The sequence below is a fragment of the Variovorax sp. OV084 genome (assembly GCF_900111625.1).
Lineage (GTDB): Bacteria > Pseudomonadota > Gammaproteobacteria > Burkholderiales > Burkholderiaceae_C > Variovorax.
On sequence record NZ_FOII01000007.1, the window covers coordinates 113,211 to 131,905 of the forward strand.

An 18,695-nucleotide genomic window follows, 5' to 3' on the forward strand; every position below is an offset into this window, starting at 1 on the left:
AGATCGCCGAAACTACCCGGAAAAGTCATGAACTTGCAGATCCAGCCGTCCTTTTCTCTTGTTTGCCGCTTTGCAGCGGTTGCCGCGCTGGGTTTTTGTGTCAATGCGATGGCGCAGATGCGCCCCGAAACGGTGGCTACGGGCCTGGAAAACCCTTGGGGCGTCGCCTTTCTGCCGGGCGGTCGATTCGTGGTGACGGAGCGGCCGGGCCGTCTGCGACTGATCGGTGCCGACGGGAAAATCGGCGCACCCATCGCAGGTTTGCCTCCCATCGCGGCGGGCGGCCAAGGCGGTTTGCTCGACGTGCTGGCTGACTCGGGCTTCGAGAAAAACCGCACGCTGTACTTTTGCTTCTCCGAACCCGATGCGGGCGGCTCAGCCAACAGCACGGCGCTGGCCCGCGCCAATCTGTCGGCCGACGGCACGAAGCTCGAAGACCTGAAGATCATCTTCAGCCAGCAGCCCAAGGTGGCGAGCCGCAATCATTTCGGCTGCCGCATCGTCGAGGCGCGCGACGGCACGCTGTTCCTCACGCTCGGTGACCGTTTCAGCCGCAAGGAAGATGCGCAGAAGCTCGACAACCACCTTGGCAAGATCGTGCGCATCGGCAAGGACGGCGCGGTGCCTAAGGACAACCCCTTCGTTGGCGAGGCGGGTGCATTGCCAGAGATCTGGAGCTACGGCCACCGCAACGGGCAGGGCGCCACGCTCGCGCCCGACGGCCGCCTCTGGATGACCGAGCACGGCCCGCAAGGCGGCGACGAAATCAATATCCCGCAGGCCGGCCGCAACTACGGCTGGCCCGTGATCACCTACGGCGAGAACTACGGCGGCGGCAAGATCGGCGACGGCATCACCGCCAAAGACGGCATGGAGCAGCCGCTGCACTACTGGGTGCCGTCGATCGCACCGTCCGGCATGGCGTTTCTGACCAGCGACCGATATGGCGCGGGCTGGAAGGGCAATCTGTTCGTGGGTTCGCTCAAGTTCGGCTACCTCGACCGCATCGAATTGAAGGGCGGCAAGGTAGTGGCCGAGCACAAGCTGCTGGCCGAGGGCCGTGCCCGCATCCGCGACGTGAAGCAGGGGCCCGACGGATTGCTCTACGTGCTGACCGACGAGGCGGATGGCAAGCTGCTGCGCCTGCGGCCGAATTGAAGCGCGGCGCCGTCAGCTGGGGCAACCGGGCAGCGGCAGGGTCGGCAGCATGCGGCGCCAGAGGCGAGTCCATTCGGGCCAGTCGTGGCCGCCCTCGGTCGTGAATGCGCGTTCGGCCGGCAGCACTTCCGCAAGCAAGCGGTTGCTGAAGGCAAAGCGGTCGTCGACGCCATAGCCGAGATAGAGCGGCGGCCGGGCGCCCGCCGTGTTCGTGAATCCCGCATAGCCGCGCAGCCATTGCCAGAGCTGTGTTTCGTTGGGCGTGCGGGGCGGGCGCTCGGCCGGATCGACAAGCGGTCCGTTCCACTTGGCAAGGCCGCCGGCATTGGCGATATCGGTGCCAAGCGTGCGCTCGCCGAGGTAGGGCGCGAGCGTCACCAGCCCCGCGAGTTCGCCCGGGTGCGTCTGCGCATAGAGCATTCCGCCGAAGCCGCCGAGGGAAATTCCGACGAACCAGATGTGCTTGTAGCCGTGGTTGCGCGCCGGCGCCATCACGTCGGCGCTCAAGCGATCGAGGATGGTCTTGTTGTTGTAGTAGCCGAGATGCGCGTCGACCAGCATCACGTCCGCCGCGATGCGGTTGTCGCGGACGGCGCGGACGAAGCCTTCGCGCTCGAACTCGTTGGGCGTCGAGTACGCGCCGGGAAGCATCACCAGCAGCGTGTCGACATCGCTGCGCGCACAGCTGCTTTTTTCGAGCGAGGTCGCCATCGGCACCGTGGCCTTGCGCACGCCGCCGCAGGCCACGACGAGCAGCGCGGCACCCACGCCCAGCGCTGCGAGGCACAGCCGCTTCGAGAAGATCTTCATCCGCCTGAGTCTAGGCGCGCCGCGATGCCGGCAGATCGACCATCACGGGTTGCCCGGGCGTGGTGCAGCCGGTGTCGCAGCATTTGCCGGGCTGGCGGTTGCGGGTGATGGCACGGCCCGGGTCGTGCGGCGCGGCGGCGGGCGAGCCGTCGGCCGCGATGCCGCGTTCGAGGATGCGTTCGACCAACTCGACCTTGGAGCCGACAGGGTAGTTGCGCCAGATTTCCTGCTTCATCGCTGCGGGCGAACCGCCGCCGTGCAGGCTGATCACGCTGTACCAGCCGCCCTGGTAGCCAGCCGTCAGGTCTTCGATGAAGCGGGCTGTTTCGATGCGCTGCTCGTAGGGAATGGCCGGGTTGGCCCGCAGCACGTCCGAAAGGCGGGCGGCGGTCTCGGGGTTGTGATCCTCGTCGGGGCCGGGGAGGGTGACGATCAGGCCGCCGCTCACGTAGTGTGCGATGCGGTGCATGTCGTAGATCTTCGTGGCCAGCAGCAGCTTGCCGATGTTGCTGAATACCGGGTCGGGCATGAAGACGTCGCAGTGCTCGTCGGCCTTGCCGTAGACGCTGGCCGCCACGCCGCAGGCGAAGAAACTCTCGGTGATGGTGATGAGCTCGACCATCTGCTCGCGCAGGTGGCTTTCCTTGCCCGGGTCGAAGCCGTTGGCCTCGCACATCAGTGCGCCGGCGCCGATCAGCAGGTCGCCGAAGCCGGCGCGGGCGCCGATGCAGCTGTGGCGGTGGTGCGTGGCGTAGCTGTAGGTCAGGTGGCCGGAGTGCTCCCATTCGCCGGCGTAGAACACGCGCTCCCACGGCACGAAGACCCTGTCGAACATGCACACGCCGGTGCTTTGGCCGTACTTGCGGCTGAAAAGCGCATCGCCGTGCTCGAGCTTTTCACCGGGCCGGCCGGCTGGCCGGGCGACGATGGTGAGGCCGGGCGCGTCCAGCGGCACGGCGCAGCAGACGGCGAAATCTGCGTCTTCCTTGCCCATGTTGCGGCAGGGCATGACCAACAGTTCGTGCACATAGGGCGCGCCGGTCACGATGGCCTTGGTGCCCGAGATGACGATGCCGCGTGCGTTGCGCTCCACCACGTGCAGGTAGCTGTCGACGTTGGCCTGCTCGTGCGGCCGGCGGCTGCGGTCGCCCTTGGCGTCGGTCATGGCAACGCCCAGCGTCAGGTCCTGGTCCTGCACGCGGTGCAGGTAGTCGTGGAAGCGGGCGGTGTGCTCGGTGCTGCCGCGGGCGTCGTCGATGCGGGCCGACACCTGGGCGATGGCATTGAGCGCATCGTGCGTCAGGTAGCGCTGGGCGCAGCCCGTTTCCTGGCAGACCAGCCGCACGGCCTCGAGCTTGTTGAGCAGGTCACTGGAGCCCGTGTTGATGTGGGACAGCCGGTTGACCCGCTTGCCGCTGGTGTGCTGCACGGCGGTCATCAGCGGCGCGTATTCCTTCTTCAGGGCGTAGTCGTAGGTGAGGGCGATGGCATTGATGCCGGGCTGGAAGGCCGGTTCGTCGGCCACGCTGTCGACGCGGCGGCCGTCGACGAAGACGTTGGGGGTGTAGCGGCGCAGCGACTCGCGGTAGTCGGTGCCGGACATGAGGGTGGCGCTGGGGAGCGGGGCGTTCATCGTGCTTGTCTCCTGGGTTTTGGCTCAAATTTAAACATCGTTCAATTTTTCAATCAACGATTAAAAAATTGGAGCTGTGATCAATTCAAGGGCTATAGTCCCGCCCATGCACGCCAAGCTCCAACGCCGCCAGGCGCTCACCGACGCCCGCCGCACGCTCGTGCTCGACGCCGCTCGCGCGGTCTTCCTGGAGGCCGGCATCGAAGGTGCGAGCATTCGCGAAATTGCCCGCAAGGCCGGCTACACGCCGGGCGCGATCTATTCGTACTTCGAGAGCAAGGAGGCGATCTACGCGGCCTTGCTCGGCGAGTCGATACAGCGCTTGCAGGCGGCCGTGGCCGATGCCCCCGTGGCGCCGGACAGCCCCGCCCAGACGCTCGCCGCCAAGGCCCAGGCGTGGTTCGACTTCTATGCCGCGAACCCGCGCGAGCTCGACCTGGGCTTCTATCTGGTGCAGGGCATGCGCCCGCGCGGCCTGACCAGCGAGCTCGATCACGAACTGAATGACCATCTCTACCAGGCCTTGCGCCCGTGCGAAGAAGCGCTGCAGGCGATGGGGCTCGATGCGGACAACGCCCTGCGGGAAAATACTTCGCTGTTCGCGCACGGCGTCGGCCTGCTGCTGATGCAGCACACCGGGCGCATCCGCATGTTCAGGCAGTCGGCCGATGCGCTGTTCAAAGCCTACGTGGCGCAACTCGTGCAACGCGTCGATGGCGGCCCGCGCCAAGCCGGTCTTTTCGGTGGTACGGTTCAGCCCAATTCAACCGATACCTGAAAGAAACTGTTCATGCTGCTCGACGCCTCGCAATCCCAACTCGTTCTGGTCGACTACCAGGCGCGGCTGATGCCGGCGATCTTCGAGGGGGAGGCGGTCGCGCAGAACGCAGTGCGGCTCGGCAAGATGGCGCGGCTGTTCCAGGTGCCGGTGTTCGGCACCGAGCACAACCCATCCAGCCTGGGCGAGAACCTGCCCGACATCCGCGCGCTGTGCCAGCGCACCCTGTCGAAGATGCACTTCAGCGGCGTGGAGGAAGGCCTCGGAGAGTGGCTGCGCGTGCCGGCCAAGGCGCCGCAGGGCAATGCACGCAGCCTGCCCAAGCATCTGCAGAAGCCCGCTGCCGCGGCCGAGGAGCGCAACAGCATCGTGATCGCCGGCTGCGAAGCCCATGTCTGCCTGCTGCAGACCGCGCTCGACCTGCTGGAAGACGAATTTGAAGTCTGGGTCGTTACTGATGCCTGCAGTTCGCGCACCGAGCGCAACCGTGACGCCGCCTTCGACCGGCTGGCCGGCGCCGGTGCTGAGCTCGTGACGACCGAGATGGTCGGCTTCGAGTGGCTGCGTACGGCGGAGCACCCCGCATTTCCTGAACTGCTTTCGCTCGTCCGGTAATCGGACCGCAGGCCCTGCAGCCTGCGCGGCAGGGCTCGGCCGGATTGTTCCGGCCGTCAGCTTGCTGCAAGATCGGTCTCCATAATTATGAATTCAGTTTTGGCGCTGCCGCCGGAACGGAATAAATAACAGGAGACAAATCAAGATGAGCCGCTACGAAGAGTTCTATCGCCAATCCGTCGATGCGCCCGAGGCCTTCTGGGCCGAGCAGGCGAAGCTGATCGACTGGCAGGCGCCCGCGCAACAGATCCTCGACGCCAGCCAGCCGCCGTTCGCGCGCTGGTTCGTGGGCGGCACGACCAATCTTTGCCACAACGCCATCGACCGTCATCTGGCGGCACGAGGCGACCAGCCCGCGCTGATCTTCGTTTCCACCGAAACCGGCGTCGAGAAGAGCTACAGCTTTACTGAGCTGCACGCCGAGGTGCAGCGCACTGCCGCCAGCCTTGTCGAGCTGGGTGTGGGCAAGGGCGACCGCGTGCTCATCTACATGCCGATGATTCCGGAAGCCGCCTTTGCCATGCTGGCCTGCGCGCGCATCGGCGCGATCCACTGCGTGGTGTTCGGCGGCTTCGCGAGCGGCTCGCTGGCCACGCGCATCGAAGACGCCGAGCCCAAGGTGATCGTGAGCGCCGATGCCGGCTCGCGCGGCGGCAAGGTCATCGCATACAAGCCGCTGCTCGACGACGCGATCCGGCTGTCGAGGCACAAGCCTTCGGCGGTGCTGCTGACCGACCGCGGTCTCGCGCCGATGGAACTGACGGCGGGTCGTGACCATCTCGCCGCCGAACTGCGGCAGAAGCACATCGATGCCAAGGTGCCTTGCACGTGGCTCGCCTCGACCGACATCAGCTACACCATCTACACGAGCGGCACGACCGGCAAGCCCAAGGGCGTGCAGCGCGACGTGGGCGGCTATGCGGTCGCGCTGGCTGCGAGCATGAAGCACATCTTCGATGGCCGGCCCGGGGAAACCTACTTCTCCACCAGCGACATCGGCTGGGTGGTGGGCCATAGCTACATCGTCTACGGCCCGCTGATCGCCGGCATGGCGACCATCATGTACGAAGGCCTGCCGACGCAGGGCATCGAACGGCAGCCCGATGGCGGCATCTGGTGGCGCCTTGTCGAGAAGTACAAGGTCACGGTGATGTTCAGCGCGCCCACGGCCGTGCGCGTGCTCAAGAAGCAGGATCCGGCACTGCTGAAAAAATACGACCTGTCGACACTGCGCGCGCTGTTCCTGGCCGGCGAGCCGCTCGACGAGCCGACCGCCCGCTGGATCAGCGAGGGCCTGGGCGTGCCGATCATCGACAACTACTGGCAGACCGAATCGGGCTGGCCGATGATCACGATCGCCAACGGGGTGGAGGCCAAGGCCAGCAAGTTCGGCAGCCCGGGCGTGCCGATGTACGGCTACAGCATCAAGATCCTGCACGAGTCGACGGGCGAAGAGCTGACCGGCGCGAACGAGAAGGGCGTGGTCGTGGTCGAGGGGCCGACCCCGCCGGGCTTCATGCAGACCGTGTGGAAGGACGACGCGCGCTTCGTCAATACGTACTGGAAAAGCGTGCCCGGCAAGATGGTTTATTCGACCTTCGATTGGGGCATTCGCGACGAGGATGGCTATTTCTACATCCTCGGGCGCACCGACGACGTGATCAACGTGGCGGGCCATCGCCTTGGCACGCGCGAGATCGAGGAAAGCATTTCGGGCCATTCCAACGTGGCCGAAGTGGCGGTGGTCGGCGTGGCCGATGCCCTGAAGGGGCAGGTCGCGATGGCCTTCGTGGTCCCCAGGGACGGCAAGGCCGTGATTGACGCCGACGTGGCACTCAAGCTCGAAGGCGAGATCATGAAAGTAGTCGCCGACCAGCTCGGCGCCCTGGCGCGGCCGGCCCGCGTGCGCTTCGTCAGCGGCCTGCCCAAGACCCGCAGCGGCAAGTTGCTGCGCCGCGCCATCCAGGCCGTGTGCGAGCAGCGCGACCCCGGCGACCTGACCACCATCGACGACCCCGCCACGCTGCAGCAGATCAAACAGTTACTTTCTTCGGGCTGAGTGAGCAGGGCAGGGGGTTGCGAAGCCCCGTTGAACCGTCATATGGTTGACGTGGCACAATGCCAAGGTACTCAGGCCCTTCCCCAGCCACAGTCGCATCCGCCAATCGGTTCAGCCGTGTCGCGGAAGGTTTCTTAACCAGCTAGTGCTTCCTTCAGGGAAGCGAAGGTCAGCGGATCATGAGCGATTCATCGACGCCATCGGCGTATACCGCCTATCAAGGCAACACGTACCTCTTCGGCGGCAATGCGCCCTATGTCGAGGAGATGTACGAGAACTACCTCTCCAACCCCGGCAGCGTGCCTGACAACTGGCGTTCGTATTTCGACGCGTTGCAGAACGTTCCCGCCGCCGACGGCACCAACACCCGCGATGTCCCGCACCTGCCGGTCATCAACGCTTTCGCCGAACGCGCGAAGCAGGGCACGACCAAGGTCGTGCAGGCCAGCGGCGCCGATTCCGAACTCGGCCGCAAGCGCACTTCCGTCCAGCAGCTGATTGCCGCCTACCGCAACGTCGGCGCCCGCTGGGCCGACCTCGACCCGCTCAAGCGCGCCGAGCGTCCCGCCATTCCGGAACTCGAGCCCTCGTTCTACGGCTTCACCGACGCCGACCTCGAGACGGTGTTCAACACCAGCAACACCTTCTTCGGCAAGGAGACCATGTCGCTGCGCGACCTGCTCAACGCCTTGCGCGAAACGTACTGCGGCACGATGGGCGCCGAGTACATGTACACCACCGACCAGAACCACAAGCGCTGGTGGCAGCAGCGGCTCGAAAGCGCCCGCACCAACCCCAAGCTGAGCGCCGAGCAGAAGAAGCATGTGCTCAACCGCCTGACCGCGGCAGAAGGCCTCGAGCGCTTCCTGCACACCAAGTACGTCGGCCAGAAGCGCTTCTCGCTCGAAGGCGGCGAGAGCTTCATCGTCGCCATGGACGAGCTGATCAACCAGGCCGGCGTCAAGGGCGTGCAGGAAATCGTGATCGGCATGGCCCACCGCGGCCGCCTGAACGTGCTGGTCAACTCGCTCGGCAAGATGCCGGCCGACCTGTTCGCCGAGTTCGACCACACCGCCCCCGAAGACCTGCCCAGCGGCGACGTCAAGTACCACCAGGGCTTCAGCTCGGACGTGACCACCCCCGGCGGCCCGGTGCACCTGAGCCTCGCGTTCAACCCCTCGCACCTTGAAATCGTGAACCCCGTGGTCGAAGGCTCGGTGCGCGCCCGCATGGACCGCCGCGGCGACCCGCTGGGCAAGCAGGTGCTGCCCGTGATCGTGCACGGCGACGCCGCCTTCGCAGGCCAGGGCGTCGTGATGGAAACGCTGGCGCTGGCCGAAACCCGTGGCTACTCCACCGGCGGCACGGTGCACATCGTCATCAACAACCAGATCGGCTTCACCACCAGCGACCCGCGCGACAGCCGCTCGACGCTGTACTGCTCGGACATCGTCAAGATGATCGAAGCGCCGGTGCTGCACGTGAACGGCGACGATCCCGAAGCCGTGGTGCTCGCCACCCAGATCGCGCTCGACTTCCGCATGGAGTTCCAGAAGGACGTGGTCGTCGACATCATCTGCTTCCGCAAGCTGGGCCACAACGAGCAGGACACCCCCTCGCTCACGCAGCCGCTGATGTACAAGAAGATCGCCCAGCACCCCGGCACGCGCAAGCTGTACGCCGACAAGCTGGCCGCTCAAGGCCTGGGCGACACGCTCGGCGACGACATGGTCAAGGCGCAGCGCGCCGCCTTCGACGAAGGCAAGAACACCGTCGACCCCGTCCTCACCAACTTCAAGAGCAAGTACGCCGTCGACTGGAGCCCGTACCTCAACAAGAAGTGGACCGACGCCGGCGATACCGCCATCCCGTCCACCGAATGGAAGCGCCTGGCCGAGAAGATCACCACCGTGCCGCAAGGCTTCACGGTGCATCCGCTCGTGAAGAAGGTGCTGGACGACCGCGCAGCCATGGGCCGCGGCGACGTCAACGTCGACTGGGGCATGGGCGAGCACATGGCCTTCGCCTCGCTGGTGGCCAGCGGCTACCCGGTGCGCCTGTCGGGTGAAGACTCGGGCCGCGGCACGTTCACGCACCGCCACGCCGTGCTGCACGACCAGAACCGCGAGAAGTTCGACACCGGCACCTACACGCCGCTGCAGAACGTGGCCGACAACCAGGCTCCGTTCGTCGTGATCGACTCGATCCTGTCGGAAGAAGCCGTGCTCGCGTTCGAATACGGCTACGCCTCGAACGACCCGAACACGCTCGTCATCTGGGAAGCCCAGTTCGGCGACTTCGTGAACGGCGCGCAAGTGGTGATCGACCAGTTCATCGCCTCGGGCGAAGTGAAGTGGGGCCGCGTCAACGGCATCACGATGATGCTGCCGCACGGCTACGAAGGCCAGGGCCCCGAGCACAGCTCGGCACGCCTGGAGCGCTTCATGCAACTGAGCGCCGACACCAACATGCAGGTGGTGCAGCCGACCACGGCCAGCCAGATCTTCCACGTGTTGCGCCGCCAGATGGTGCGCAACCTGCGCAAGCCGCTGATCATCATGACGCCGAAGTCGCTGTTGCGTAACAAGGACGCGACCTCGCCGCTGTCCGAGTTCACCAAGGGCAGCTTCCAGACCGTCATTCCCGACAGCAAGGGCCTGAAGGCCGAGAAGGTCAAGCGCCTGATCGCCTGCTCGGGCAAGGTGTACTACGACCTGGCCAAGAAGCGCGAAGAACGTGGCGACGAAGACGTGGCGATCATCCGCGTCGAGCAGCTCTATCCGTTCCCGCACAAGGCTTTCGCCGCCGAGATCAAGAAGTACCCCAACCTCGTCGACGTGGTCTGGTGCCAGGACGAGCCGCAGAACCAGGGCGCCTGGTTCTTCGTGCAGCACTACATCCACGAAAACATGCAGGACGGCCAGAAGCTCGGCTACTCCGGCCGTGCCGCTTCGGCATCGCCGGCGGTGGGCTACTCGCACCTGCACCAGGAACAGCAGAAGGCGCTCGTCGATGGCGCGTTTGGCAAGCTCAAGGGCTTCGTGCTGACCAAGTAAAACCAGTTTCCTTTCACACGAATACCCTGAAGAACAAAACGGAGCTCACTCCAAATGTCTATCGTAGAAGTCAAAGTCCCCCAGCTTTCCGAATCCGTGGCCGAAGCCACCATGCTCACGTGGAAGAAGAAGGCCGGCGAAGCCGTCGCCGTCGATGAAATCCTGATCGAGATCGAGACCGACAAGGTCGTGCTCGAAGTGCCCGCCCCTTCGGCTGGCGTGCTGGCTGAAATCGTGCAGCCCGATGGCGCCACCGTGGTGGCCGATCAGCTGATCGCCAAGATCGACACCGAAGGCAAGGCTTCGGCTGGCGCCCCGGCGGCAGCGCCCGCAGCAGCAGCTCCGGCTGCCGCTACGCCTGCCCCGGCAGCAGCTGCTGCCGCCACCGGCGGTTCGAAGTCCGACGTGGCCATGCCCGCCGCAGCCAAGCTGCTGGCCGACAACAACCTGAAGACCAGCGACGTTGCCGGCACCGGCAAGGACGGCCGCGTCACCAAGGGCGACGTGCTCGGCGCGGTTGCCTCGGGCGCCAAGCCTGCCGCGGCTGCCGCCACCATCGCGGCACCGGCCGCCAAGCCGGCTCTGCCGCAAGTTGCTGCACCGACTGGCGCGCCCGACCTGGGCGAGCGTCCGGAACAGCGCGTGCCGATGAGCCGCCTGCGCGCCCGCATCGCCGAGCGCCTGCTGCAATCGCAGTCGACCAACGCCATCTTGACCACGTTCAACGAAGTCAACATGGCGCCCGTCATGGAGCTGCGCAAGCGCTTCCAGGACAACTTCACCAAGGAACACGGCGTGAAGCTCGGCTTCATGAGCTTCTTCGTGAAGGCCGCTGTGCATGCGCTGAAGAAGTACCCGGTGATCAACGCCTCGGTCGACGGCAACGACATCCTGTACCACGGCTACTTCGACATCGGCATTGCCGTCGGTTCGCCGCGCGGCCTGGTGGTGCCGATCCTGCGCAACGCCGACCAGATGAGCTTTGCCGACATCGAGAAGAAGATCGCCGAGTTCGGCAAGAAGGCGCAAGACGGCAAGCTGGGCATCGAAGACATGACCGGTGGCACGTTCTCCATCTCGAACGGCGGCACCTTCGGCTCGATGCTCTCGACCCCGATCATCAACCCGCCCCAGTCGGCCATCCTCGGCGTGCACGCCACCAAGGACCGCGCCGTGGTTGAAAACGGCCAGATCGTGATCCGTCCGATGAACTACCTCGCCATGAGCTATGACCACCGCATCATCGACGGCCGCGAAGCCGTGCTGGGCCTGGTTGCCATGAAGGAAGCGCTGGAAGACCCGTCGCGCCTGCTGTTCGACATCTGAGGAGAAAGAACCAGATGGCAAACAAGCAATTCGACGTCGTCGTCATCGGCGGCGGCCCCGGCGGCTACATCGCGGCCATTCGCGCCGCGCAACTCGGCTTCAACGTGGCCTGCATCGACGAGTGGAAGAACGGCAAGGGCGGCCCCGCACCGGGCGGCACCTGCACCAACGTCGGCTGCATCCCATCGAAGGCGCTGCTGCAATCGTCGGAGCATTTCGACCAGGCCGGCCATCACTTTGCCGACCACGGTATCAAGGTCGAAGGCCTGGGCCTCGACCTCGACAAGATGCTGGCCCGCAAGGACCAGGTCGTGAAGCAGAACAACGACGGCATCCTGTACCTGTTCAAGAAGAACAAGATCACGTTCTTCCATGGCCGTGGCTCGTTCGTGAAGACCGACGAAGCCGGCTATGAGATCAAGGTGGCGGGCGCCGCCGAAGAGTCGATCAGCGGCAAGCACATCATCGTGGCCACGGGCTCCAACGCCCGCGCACTGCCCGGTGCGCCGTTCGACGAGGAGAACATCCTCTCGAACGACGGCGCGCTGCGCATCGGCGCGGTGCCGAAGAAGCTGGGCCTGATCGGCTCGGGCGTCATCGGCCTCGAAATGGGTTCGGTGTGGCGTCGCCTCGGCGCGGAAGTCACGGTGCTCGAAGCACTGCCGACCTTCCTGGGCGCGGTGGACGAGCAGATCGCCAAGGAAGCCAAGAAGGCCTTCGACAAGCAGAAGCTCAAGATCGAACTCGGCGTGAAGGTCGGCGAGATCAAGTCGTCGAAGAAGGGCGTGAGCGTTGCGTGGACCAATGCCAAGGGCGAAGCCCAGACGCTGGAAGTCGACAAGCTGATCGTGTCGATCGGCCGCGTGCCCAACACCATCGGCCTGAACGCCGAAGCCGTGGGCCTGAAGCTCGACGAGCGCGGCGCCATTGCCGTGGACGACGAGTGCAAGACGAGCCTGCCCAACGTCTGGGCCATCGGCGACGTGGTGCGCGGCCCGATGCTGGCGCACAAGGCCGAGGAAGAGGGCGTTGCCGTTGCGGAGCGCATTGCGGGCCAGCACGGTCACGTCAACTTCAACACGATCCCGTGGGTGATCTACACCAACCCCGAGATCGCGTGGGTCGGCCAGACCGAGCAGCAGCTCAAGGCCGCGGGCCGCGCCTACAAGGCCGGCACCTTCCCGTTCCTCGCGAACGGCCGCGCGCGCGCGCTGGGCGACACGACCGGCATGGTCAAGTTCCTGGCCGATGCTGCCACCGACGAGATCCTGGGCGTGCACATCGTGGGCCCGCAGGCCAGCGAGCTGATCTCCGAAGCCGTCGTGGCGATGGAGTTCAAGGCCAGCGCCGAAGACATCGCGCGCATCTGCCACGCTCACCCGTCGCTGTCGGAAGCAACGAAGGAAGCGGCACTCGCCGTGGACAAGCGCACGCTGAACTTCTGATCTCGCGATCTTTCTTTTGACCAGCGTCAAACAGGCCTATGAGGCGGAACTCGCAGCGCGCGGGTTCCACAGCGATCCAGCGCAACTGCACGCCGTGGAGGCGCTGGATCGCTGCGCCAACGAATGGGCCGAGTACAAGGCCCAGCGCTCGAATGCGCTGAAGAAGTTCATCAACCGGCCAGAGCTTCCGCGCGGCGTCTACATGTACGGTGGCGTCGGGCGAGGCAAGAGCTTCCTGATGGACCTGTTCTTCAACGCCGTGCCATTGCGGCGCAAGACGCGCCTGCACTTTCACGAGTTCATGCGCGAAGTGCACCGCGAGTTGCGCGAGTTGCAGGGCACAGTCAATCCGCTCGACGAGCTTGGGCTTCGCATTTCCAAGCGCTACAAGCTGATCTGCTTCGACGAGTTCCACGTGGCGGACATCACCGACGCGATGATTCTTCATCGGCTGCTGGTGTCGCTGTTCGAGAACGGCGTGGGTTTCGTCACCACCTCGAATTTCAAGCCGGACGATCTGTATCCCGGTGGCTTGCACCGCGACCGCATCCTGCCGGCCATCGCGCTGCTGAACGAAAAGCTCGAAGTGCTGAGCGTCGACAACGGCACCGACTACCGGCGCCGCACGCTCGAGCAACTGCGCATGTACCTCACGCCGAATGACGCGGTGGCCGAGAAGGAAATGCGCAAGGCCTTCGACAAGCTGGCCGAGACGGCCGACGAAAACCCGGTGCTGCACATCGAGCAGCGCGAGATCCGTGCGCGGCGCAAGGCCGGCGGCGTGGTCTGGTTCGATTTCAAGACGCTGTGCGGTGGTCCGCGTTCGCAGAACGACTATCTCGAAATCGCGAGCCAGTTCCACACCGTGCTGCTGTCCGACGTGCCGCACATGCCGGTGCGCATGGCTTCGGAAGCACGTCGTTTCACCTGGCTGGTCGACGTCTTGTACGACCGGCGCTGCAAGCTCATCATGTCGGCTGAGGTTCCGCCCGAGGCGTTGTACACCGAGGGGCCGCTGTCGCACGAGTTTCCGCGCACGGTTTCCCGGCTCACCGAAATGCAATCGAGCGAGTTTCTCGCCCTGGAACGCCGCATCGTCGACACCCGACTCACATGAAAAAAATCGCTCTTGCCCTGCTCATGACGTTGGCCAGCCTGCCGCTGTGGGCGCAGTCCAACGCCGCTGCGGGCAATGCCGACCTCGAGGGCGAAAAGCGCCGGCTTTCCACCGAGCGCGAGGCCATCGAGAAGCGCTTCGTCGAAGAGCGGGCTGCCTGCTACAAGAAGTTCGCGGTGGAAGACTGCCTGCGCGAGAGCCGCAGCCGTCGCCGCACGGAAACCGACAACATCAAGCGGCAGGAAACCGCGATCAACGACATCCTGCGCCAGCGCAGCGGCGCGGCCGAGCTGCAGAAGCTCGACCAGAAGGCTGGCACCCAGCGCCCGCAGGACTCTCGCGAGAAGCAGGAACAGTCGATCCAGGGCCAGAAGGAGCGCGAGCAGCGCGCTGCCGACCACGCGACCAGCCGCGCGGCTACAGCGGCCGAGGCGGCCGAGCGCGAGCGCCAATTCCAGTCCAAGCAGCAGGCGCATGCCGACGAGCAGGCCAAGGCGGCCCAGCGTCAGGCCGAGGCGCCCACGGCCGCCAAGCGTTTCGAGGACAAGCAGAAACGCGCCGAAGAGCACAGGGCCAGCCGCGAGCGGCAGAACGCCAACCGCAGCAAGCCGCGCGGGGCACCACTGCCGGCGCCGGCAGCTTCGTCGCCCACGCCCTGACCGGGCACCGCTCAGGCGGCGACCGGCAGCGGATCGAGCTTCAGAACGGCAATCGAGATGTTGTCGCCCGTGCCCCGGGCCCGGCGGCGCGCTTCACCCACCAGGATTTCGACCGCATCGCGCGGCGGCTGTGCATACAGCACGCTCGCCAGTTCTTCCGGGCTGAAGTAGTGCCAGAGCCCGTCGCTGCAAGCCATCAACAGGTCGCCCGGCGCCAGCTTCGGGATGTAGTAGGGGTCGATGGGCGGCGGCGTGGTCGTCATGCCCAGGCAGCCGAGCAGGATGTTGCCCTGCGGATGGATGTTGGCCTCGGCCTCGGTGATCTGGCCGCGGTCGATCAGCACCTGCACGTACGAATGGTCGCGCGTGCGCCTGATGAGCTGGCCGTCGTGGAAGTGATAGATGCGCGAGTCGCCGGCGTGGATCCAGGCGCAGTCGCCCTTGGGGGTCATGAGGAAGGCCGCCAGCGTGCTGTGCGGCTCCTGCTCGCTGGAGACGGCGGTGAGCTTGATGACCGTGTGCGAATCTTCGAGGATCTGCTTCAGCACGGCTTCCGGGTCGTCGCGGCCGGGCTGGTAGCGGGTGAAGAGCTGGCGTGCCGTCATCAGCACCTGGTCGGAGGCCTTGCGCCCGCCGCTGCGGCCGCCCATGCCGTCGGCCACGATGCCCAGCACGCAGCCAGGCACGCGCGGATGGCTCATCAGCAGCACCTGGTCTTGTTGGTACGGGCGGTCTCCCTTGTGGAGTCCGGTGGCCGCGGCGAGTCGAAAGCCTTGGGTCATGAGGCATATGCGCCTGAAGCGCGTGTTTCTGTCTGCTCGGAGATTCGTGTCAGGACGTATTATCGAATGAACATGTGCCGCAAAAAAAACCTCGCGCGCGCTCCCCACCGTTGGACTCCAATCTTCACTCCCTTTCCCGTCAGCTGATCGAACTGCGTATCGAGCACGCCGATCTCGACGCCACCATCGACCGGCTGGCCGAGGGTTCGCCGCAAGACGAGCTGCTGCTGCGGCGCCTGAAAAAGCGCCGCCTCGCGCTGCGTGACCAGATCACGCGCCTCGAAAACGACCTCGATCCGAAAGAGCCGGCGTGACAGGTGCGCTCGAAGACAAGGTGCGCGACGCCTTCGCGCAGGACGGCGCGCTGTCGCGTGCCGCCGACCAGTTCCGCGAACGCTCGGGGCAGACCGAAATGGCAATGGCCGTCGCCCGCACCATCGACCAGGGCGGCGTGCTGGTGGTCGAGGCTGGCACCGGGGTGGGCAAGACCTTTTCGTACCTCGTGCCGGCCCTGCTGAGTGGCGAGCGCGTGCTGCTGTCGACCGCCACCAAGACGCTGCAGGACCAGCTGTTCGGCCGTGACCTGCCGCGTCTTGTCGAAGCTTTCGGCCTGCCGGTGCGCACGGCGCTGCTCAAGGGGCGCGCCAGCTACCTGTGCCTGCATCGGCTCGACCAGGCGCGCCATGACGCTTCATTGCCGGAGCGCGGCAGCCTGCGCACGCTCGCCAAGATCGAGCAGTGGTCGAAGGCCACGCGGACGGGCGACCTGGCCGAGCTGCCGGGGCTCGACGAGCGCTCGCCGCTGATTCCGCTGATCACCTCCACGCGAGAGAACTGCCTGGGCGCGCAATGCCCGCAGTTCAAGCCGTGCCACGTCAACCTGGCGCGGCGCGAGGCGCTGGCGGCCGACATCGTGGTCATCAACCACCATCTTTTCTTTGCCGACCTTGCAGTGCGCGAGACCGGCATGGCCGAGCTGCTGCCGACCGTGAGCGTGGTGGTGTTCGACGAAGCCCACCAGCTCAACGAAACCGGCGTGCAGTTTCTCGGCGCGCAGCTCGGCAGCGGCCAGGCGCTCGACTTCGCGCGCGACATGCTGGCGGCCGGCTTGCAGCATGCGCGCGGCCTCGTCGACTGGCAGCAACTGGTCGGCGCGCTCGAACGGGCCGCGCGCGAACTGCGGCTGGTGGTCGGCAAGCAATGGCCGGGCGCCAAGCTGCGCTGGCTGGGTGCGTCGCCTGAGGGCATCGATCCCGACGCATGGCAGCGCGCATTGGACGATCTGCTGCACGCGTTCGAGCTGGCGGCGGAGGGACTTGCCACCGTCAGCGAAATCTCGCCCGACTTCGTGCGGCTGCACGAGCGGGCCCGCCAACTCGCGAAACGTACCGCGCGCTTCGCCTTGCCATGCGAGGTCGATTCGGTGCGCTGGGTCGACTTGGGCACGCAGTTGCGGCTCATCGAATCGCCGCTGGACATCGCCGATGCCATGCGCAAGCGGGTGCTCAAGATCGTCGAGGCAGACGCTGATGTTGGCGACGATGGCGACGACGAAGATCTCGACGGCTACGGTGAGCGGCCAGCGCGCGAGGCAGCGGCGCAGGAAGACAGCGGCCGCGCCTGGGTCTTCACCTCCGCCACGCTGGGCGACGAGCCCACGCTGCGCTGGTTCACCGAGCCCTGCGGACTGCAGGACGCGGAAGTGCTTCGCGTACAGAGCCCGTTCGACTATGCGTCGCAGGCCGCGCTCTATGTGCCGCGTGCGTTTCCCAAGCCCAACGATCCGTCGCACAGTCAACGCGTCGCGGAATTGGCTGCGCGCGGCGCGACGGAGCTCGGTGGCCGCACGCTGGTGCTGACGACCACGCTGCGCGCGCTGCGCACCATCGGCGATGCGATGAAGCAGCAGTTCGAACTGCTCGACGCACAGGTGCGACCCGAAGTGCTGGTGCAGGGCGAGCTGCCCAAGCGCGTGCTGATGGACCGCTTTCGCGAAGGCGCGAGCGCCGGGCGCGCTGGCTGCGTGCTGGTGGCATCGGCTTCGTTCTGGGAGGGCTTCGATGCGCCGGGCGATGCGCTGCAGCTGGTGGTGATCGACAAGCTGCCGTTCCCGCCGCCGAACGATCCGCTGGTCGAGGCGCGCTCGCAGCGCCTGGAATCACAGGGGCGCAGTTCGTTTGCCGACTATTCGCTGCCCGAGGCGGCCGTGGCGCTCAAGCAGGGAGCAGGACGGTTGATTCGGCGGGAAACCGACAGCGGTGTGCTGGCGATCTGCGATACGCGGCTGGTGGCCATGGGCTATGGCCGCCGGTTGCTGTCGGCGCTGCCGCCGATGCGGCGGCTCGAAAACGAATCGGATTTCGAGGCCGCGCTGGACGCGCTCAAGACCTAGTTTCTGGCCAGGAAGAGCGCGTGCTCTGGTGGCTTTACCAGAGCTTCCACCAAGGGTCGTCCTTGCCCTTGAAACCGTTAGCGAGGTAGGTGCTCTGCGGATAGTTGGTGGTCAGCACGCGCTGGGCGTCGTCGCGCAGGTCCTTCATGCCGAGGGCGTCGTACGACTTCACCATGATGAACAGGGCTTCTTCGAGCGCCGGCACTTCGCGGTAGTCGGCCAGTGCGATCTGGGCCCGGTTGATGGCTGCCAGGTAGGCGCCGCGCGAGTAGTAGTAGCGTGCCACGTGAACTTCGTACTGCGCGAGCGAGTTCACGATGTAGTTCATGCGCTGGCGCGCGTCAGGGGCGTAGCGCGAATCAGGGAAGCGCGTGACGAGGTCCTTGAACGACTCGAACGATTCCTTGGCGGCCTTCTGGTCGCGCTCGGACAGGTCCTGGCGCGTCATGAACGCGAACATGCCGAGGTCGTCGTTGAAGTTGATCACGCCCTTGAGGTACAGCGCATAGTCGAGAGCTGTGCTCGCCGGATGCAACTTCATGAAGCGGTCGATGGTGGCGATGGCGCTCGCCTTTTCGCCCGACTTGTACTGGGCGTAGGCCTTTTCCAGCTGCGCCTGCTGCGCGAGCGGTGTGCCGGCAGCGCGGCCTTCGAGCTTCTCGTAGAGCGGAACGGCCTTGTCGTAGGCGCCCGATCCGGCCTCTTCCTTGGCTTCAGAGTAGATGCGGTTGGGGCTCCAGTTGGCAGTCTTGTCGACGGAGGTCGACGAGCAGCCAGCTGCCAGCAGAGCCGCCGCGCTGAGCGCGATCCAGCTGGGGACCGATAATTTGGCGCGAAACATCACATACGGCTTTCGTGAAACAGT

Annotated in this window: 15 protein-coding genes; 11 read left to right on the forward strand and 4 right to left on the reverse strand. The window is 65.7% G+C overall.

The window, feature by feature from the left end:
- Positions 1-27: 27 nt before the first annotated feature.
- The gene (locus BMW87_RS19400) at positions 28-1,158 is read left to right on the forward strand and encodes a PQQ-dependent sugar dehydrogenase (RefSeq protein ID WP_093078076.1); all 1,131 of its coding nucleotides are present in this window, start codon (positions 28-30) and stop codon (positions 1,156-1,158) included.
- Between the two features lie 12 nt (positions 1,159-1,170).
- Here BMW87_RS19400 and BMW87_RS19405 read toward each other — a convergent pair whose 3' ends face one another.
- Together BMW87_RS19405 and BMW87_RS19410 are read right to left on the reverse strand one after the other, a co-directional pair.
- Entirely contained in the window at positions 1,171-1,968 is a 798-nt protein-coding gene (locus tag BMW87_RS19405) for an alpha/beta fold hydrolase (protein ID WP_093078077.1), read from the reverse strand.
- 10 nt (positions 1,969-1,978) lie between these two features.
- Complete coding sequence (locus BMW87_RS19410; RefSeq protein ID WP_093078079.1) at positions 1,979-3,601, reverse strand: 4-hydroxyphenylacetate 3-hydroxylase family protein; 1,623 nt, start codon at positions 3,599-3,601, stop codon at positions 1,979-1,981.
- Positions 3,602-3,707: 106 nt separating this feature from the next.
- Here BMW87_RS19410 and BMW87_RS19415 point away from each other — a divergent pair, with 106 nt between their 5' ends.
- The 8 genes from BMW87_RS19415 (at position 3,708) to BMW87_RS19450 (ending at position 14,656) form a co-directional block, all read left to right on the forward strand.
- Positions 3,708-4,379 (forward strand): TetR/AcrR family transcriptional regulator, encoded by a 672-nt coding sequence (locus tag BMW87_RS19415; protein WP_093078081.1) that lies wholly within the window; start codon positions 3,708-3,710, stop codon positions 4,377-4,379.
- Between the two features lie 12 nt (positions 4,380-4,391).
- Positions 4,392-4,994, forward strand: coding sequence for an isochorismatase family protein (locus BMW87_RS19420; RefSeq protein WP_093052261.1), 603 nt, complete (start codon positions 4,392-4,394; stop codon positions 4,992-4,994).
- Between the two features lie 121 nt (positions 4,995-5,115).
- Complete coding sequence (locus tag BMW87_RS19425; protein WP_256216848.1) at positions 5,116-7,053, forward strand: propionate--CoA ligase; 1,938 nt, start codon at positions 5,116-5,118, stop codon at positions 7,051-7,053.
- 179 nt (positions 7,054-7,232) lie between these two features.
- On the forward strand, positions 7,233-10,109 hold the full coding sequence (locus BMW87_RS19430) for a 2-oxoglutarate dehydrogenase E1 component (protein WP_093052255.1): 2,877 nt from the start codon (positions 7,233-7,235) through the stop codon (positions 10,107-10,109).
- Positions 10,110-10,163: 54 nt separating this feature from the next.
- Positions 10,164-11,435 carry a 2-oxoglutarate dehydrogenase complex dihydrolipoyllysine-residue succinyltransferase gene (gene odhB / locus BMW87_RS19435; protein ID WP_093078084.1) on the forward strand — a complete coding sequence of 424 codons (1,272 nt, stop codon included), beginning with the start codon at positions 10,164-10,166 and terminating at the stop codon, positions 11,433-11,435.
- Between the two features lie 14 nt (positions 11,436-11,449).
- Positions 11,450-12,880, forward strand: a complete 1,431-nt coding sequence (lpdA, locus tag BMW87_RS19440) for a dihydrolipoyl dehydrogenase (protein WP_093052249.1) — start codon at positions 11,450-11,452, stop codon at positions 12,878-12,880.
- Positions 12,881-12,896: 16 nt separating this feature from the next.
- Entirely contained in the window at positions 12,897-13,997 is a 1,101-nt protein-coding gene (zapE, locus tag BMW87_RS19445; RefSeq protein WP_093078086.1) for a cell division protein ZapE, read from the forward strand.
- The gene (locus tag BMW87_RS19450; RefSeq protein ID WP_093078087.1) at positions 13,994-14,656 is read left to right on the forward strand and encodes a hypothetical protein; all 663 of its coding nucleotides are present in this window, start codon (positions 13,994-13,996) and stop codon (positions 14,654-14,656) included. Before zapE ends, BMW87_RS19450 begins: the two co-directional genes overlap by 4 nt.
- Before the next feature lie 11 nt (positions 14,657-14,667).
- Here BMW87_RS19450 and BMW87_RS19455 read toward each other — a convergent pair whose 3' ends face one another.
- Positions 14,668-15,438 (reverse strand): PP2C family protein-serine/threonine phosphatase, encoded by a 771-nt coding sequence (locus BMW87_RS19455; RefSeq protein ID WP_093052241.1) that lies wholly within the window; start codon positions 15,436-15,438, stop codon positions 14,668-14,670.
- A 110-nt stretch (positions 15,439-15,548) separates the two neighbouring features.
- Between BMW87_RS19455 and BMW87_RS19460 the strand changes: the two genes are divergently transcribed.
- Together BMW87_RS19460 and BMW87_RS19465 are read left to right on the forward strand one after the other, a co-directional pair.
- A complete protein-coding gene (locus BMW87_RS19460) occupies positions 15,549-15,752 on the forward strand; it encodes a YdcH family protein (RefSeq protein ID WP_093052238.1) in 204 nt (67 codons plus the stop codon).
- A complete protein-coding gene (locus tag BMW87_RS19465) occupies positions 15,749-17,830 on the forward strand; it encodes a DNA repair helicase YoaA (RefSeq protein ID WP_093078089.1) in 2,082 nt (693 codons plus the stop codon). Before BMW87_RS19460 ends, BMW87_RS19465 begins: the two co-directional genes overlap by 4 nt.
- Positions 17,831-17,864: 34 nt before the next feature.
- Here BMW87_RS19465 and BMW87_RS19470 read toward each other — a convergent pair whose 3' ends face one another.
- A complete protein-coding gene (locus tag BMW87_RS19470) occupies positions 17,865-18,671 on the reverse strand; it encodes an outer membrane protein assembly factor BamD (protein ID WP_093052233.1) in 807 nt (268 codons plus the stop codon).
- Positions 18,672-18,695: the final 24 nt, after the last annotated feature.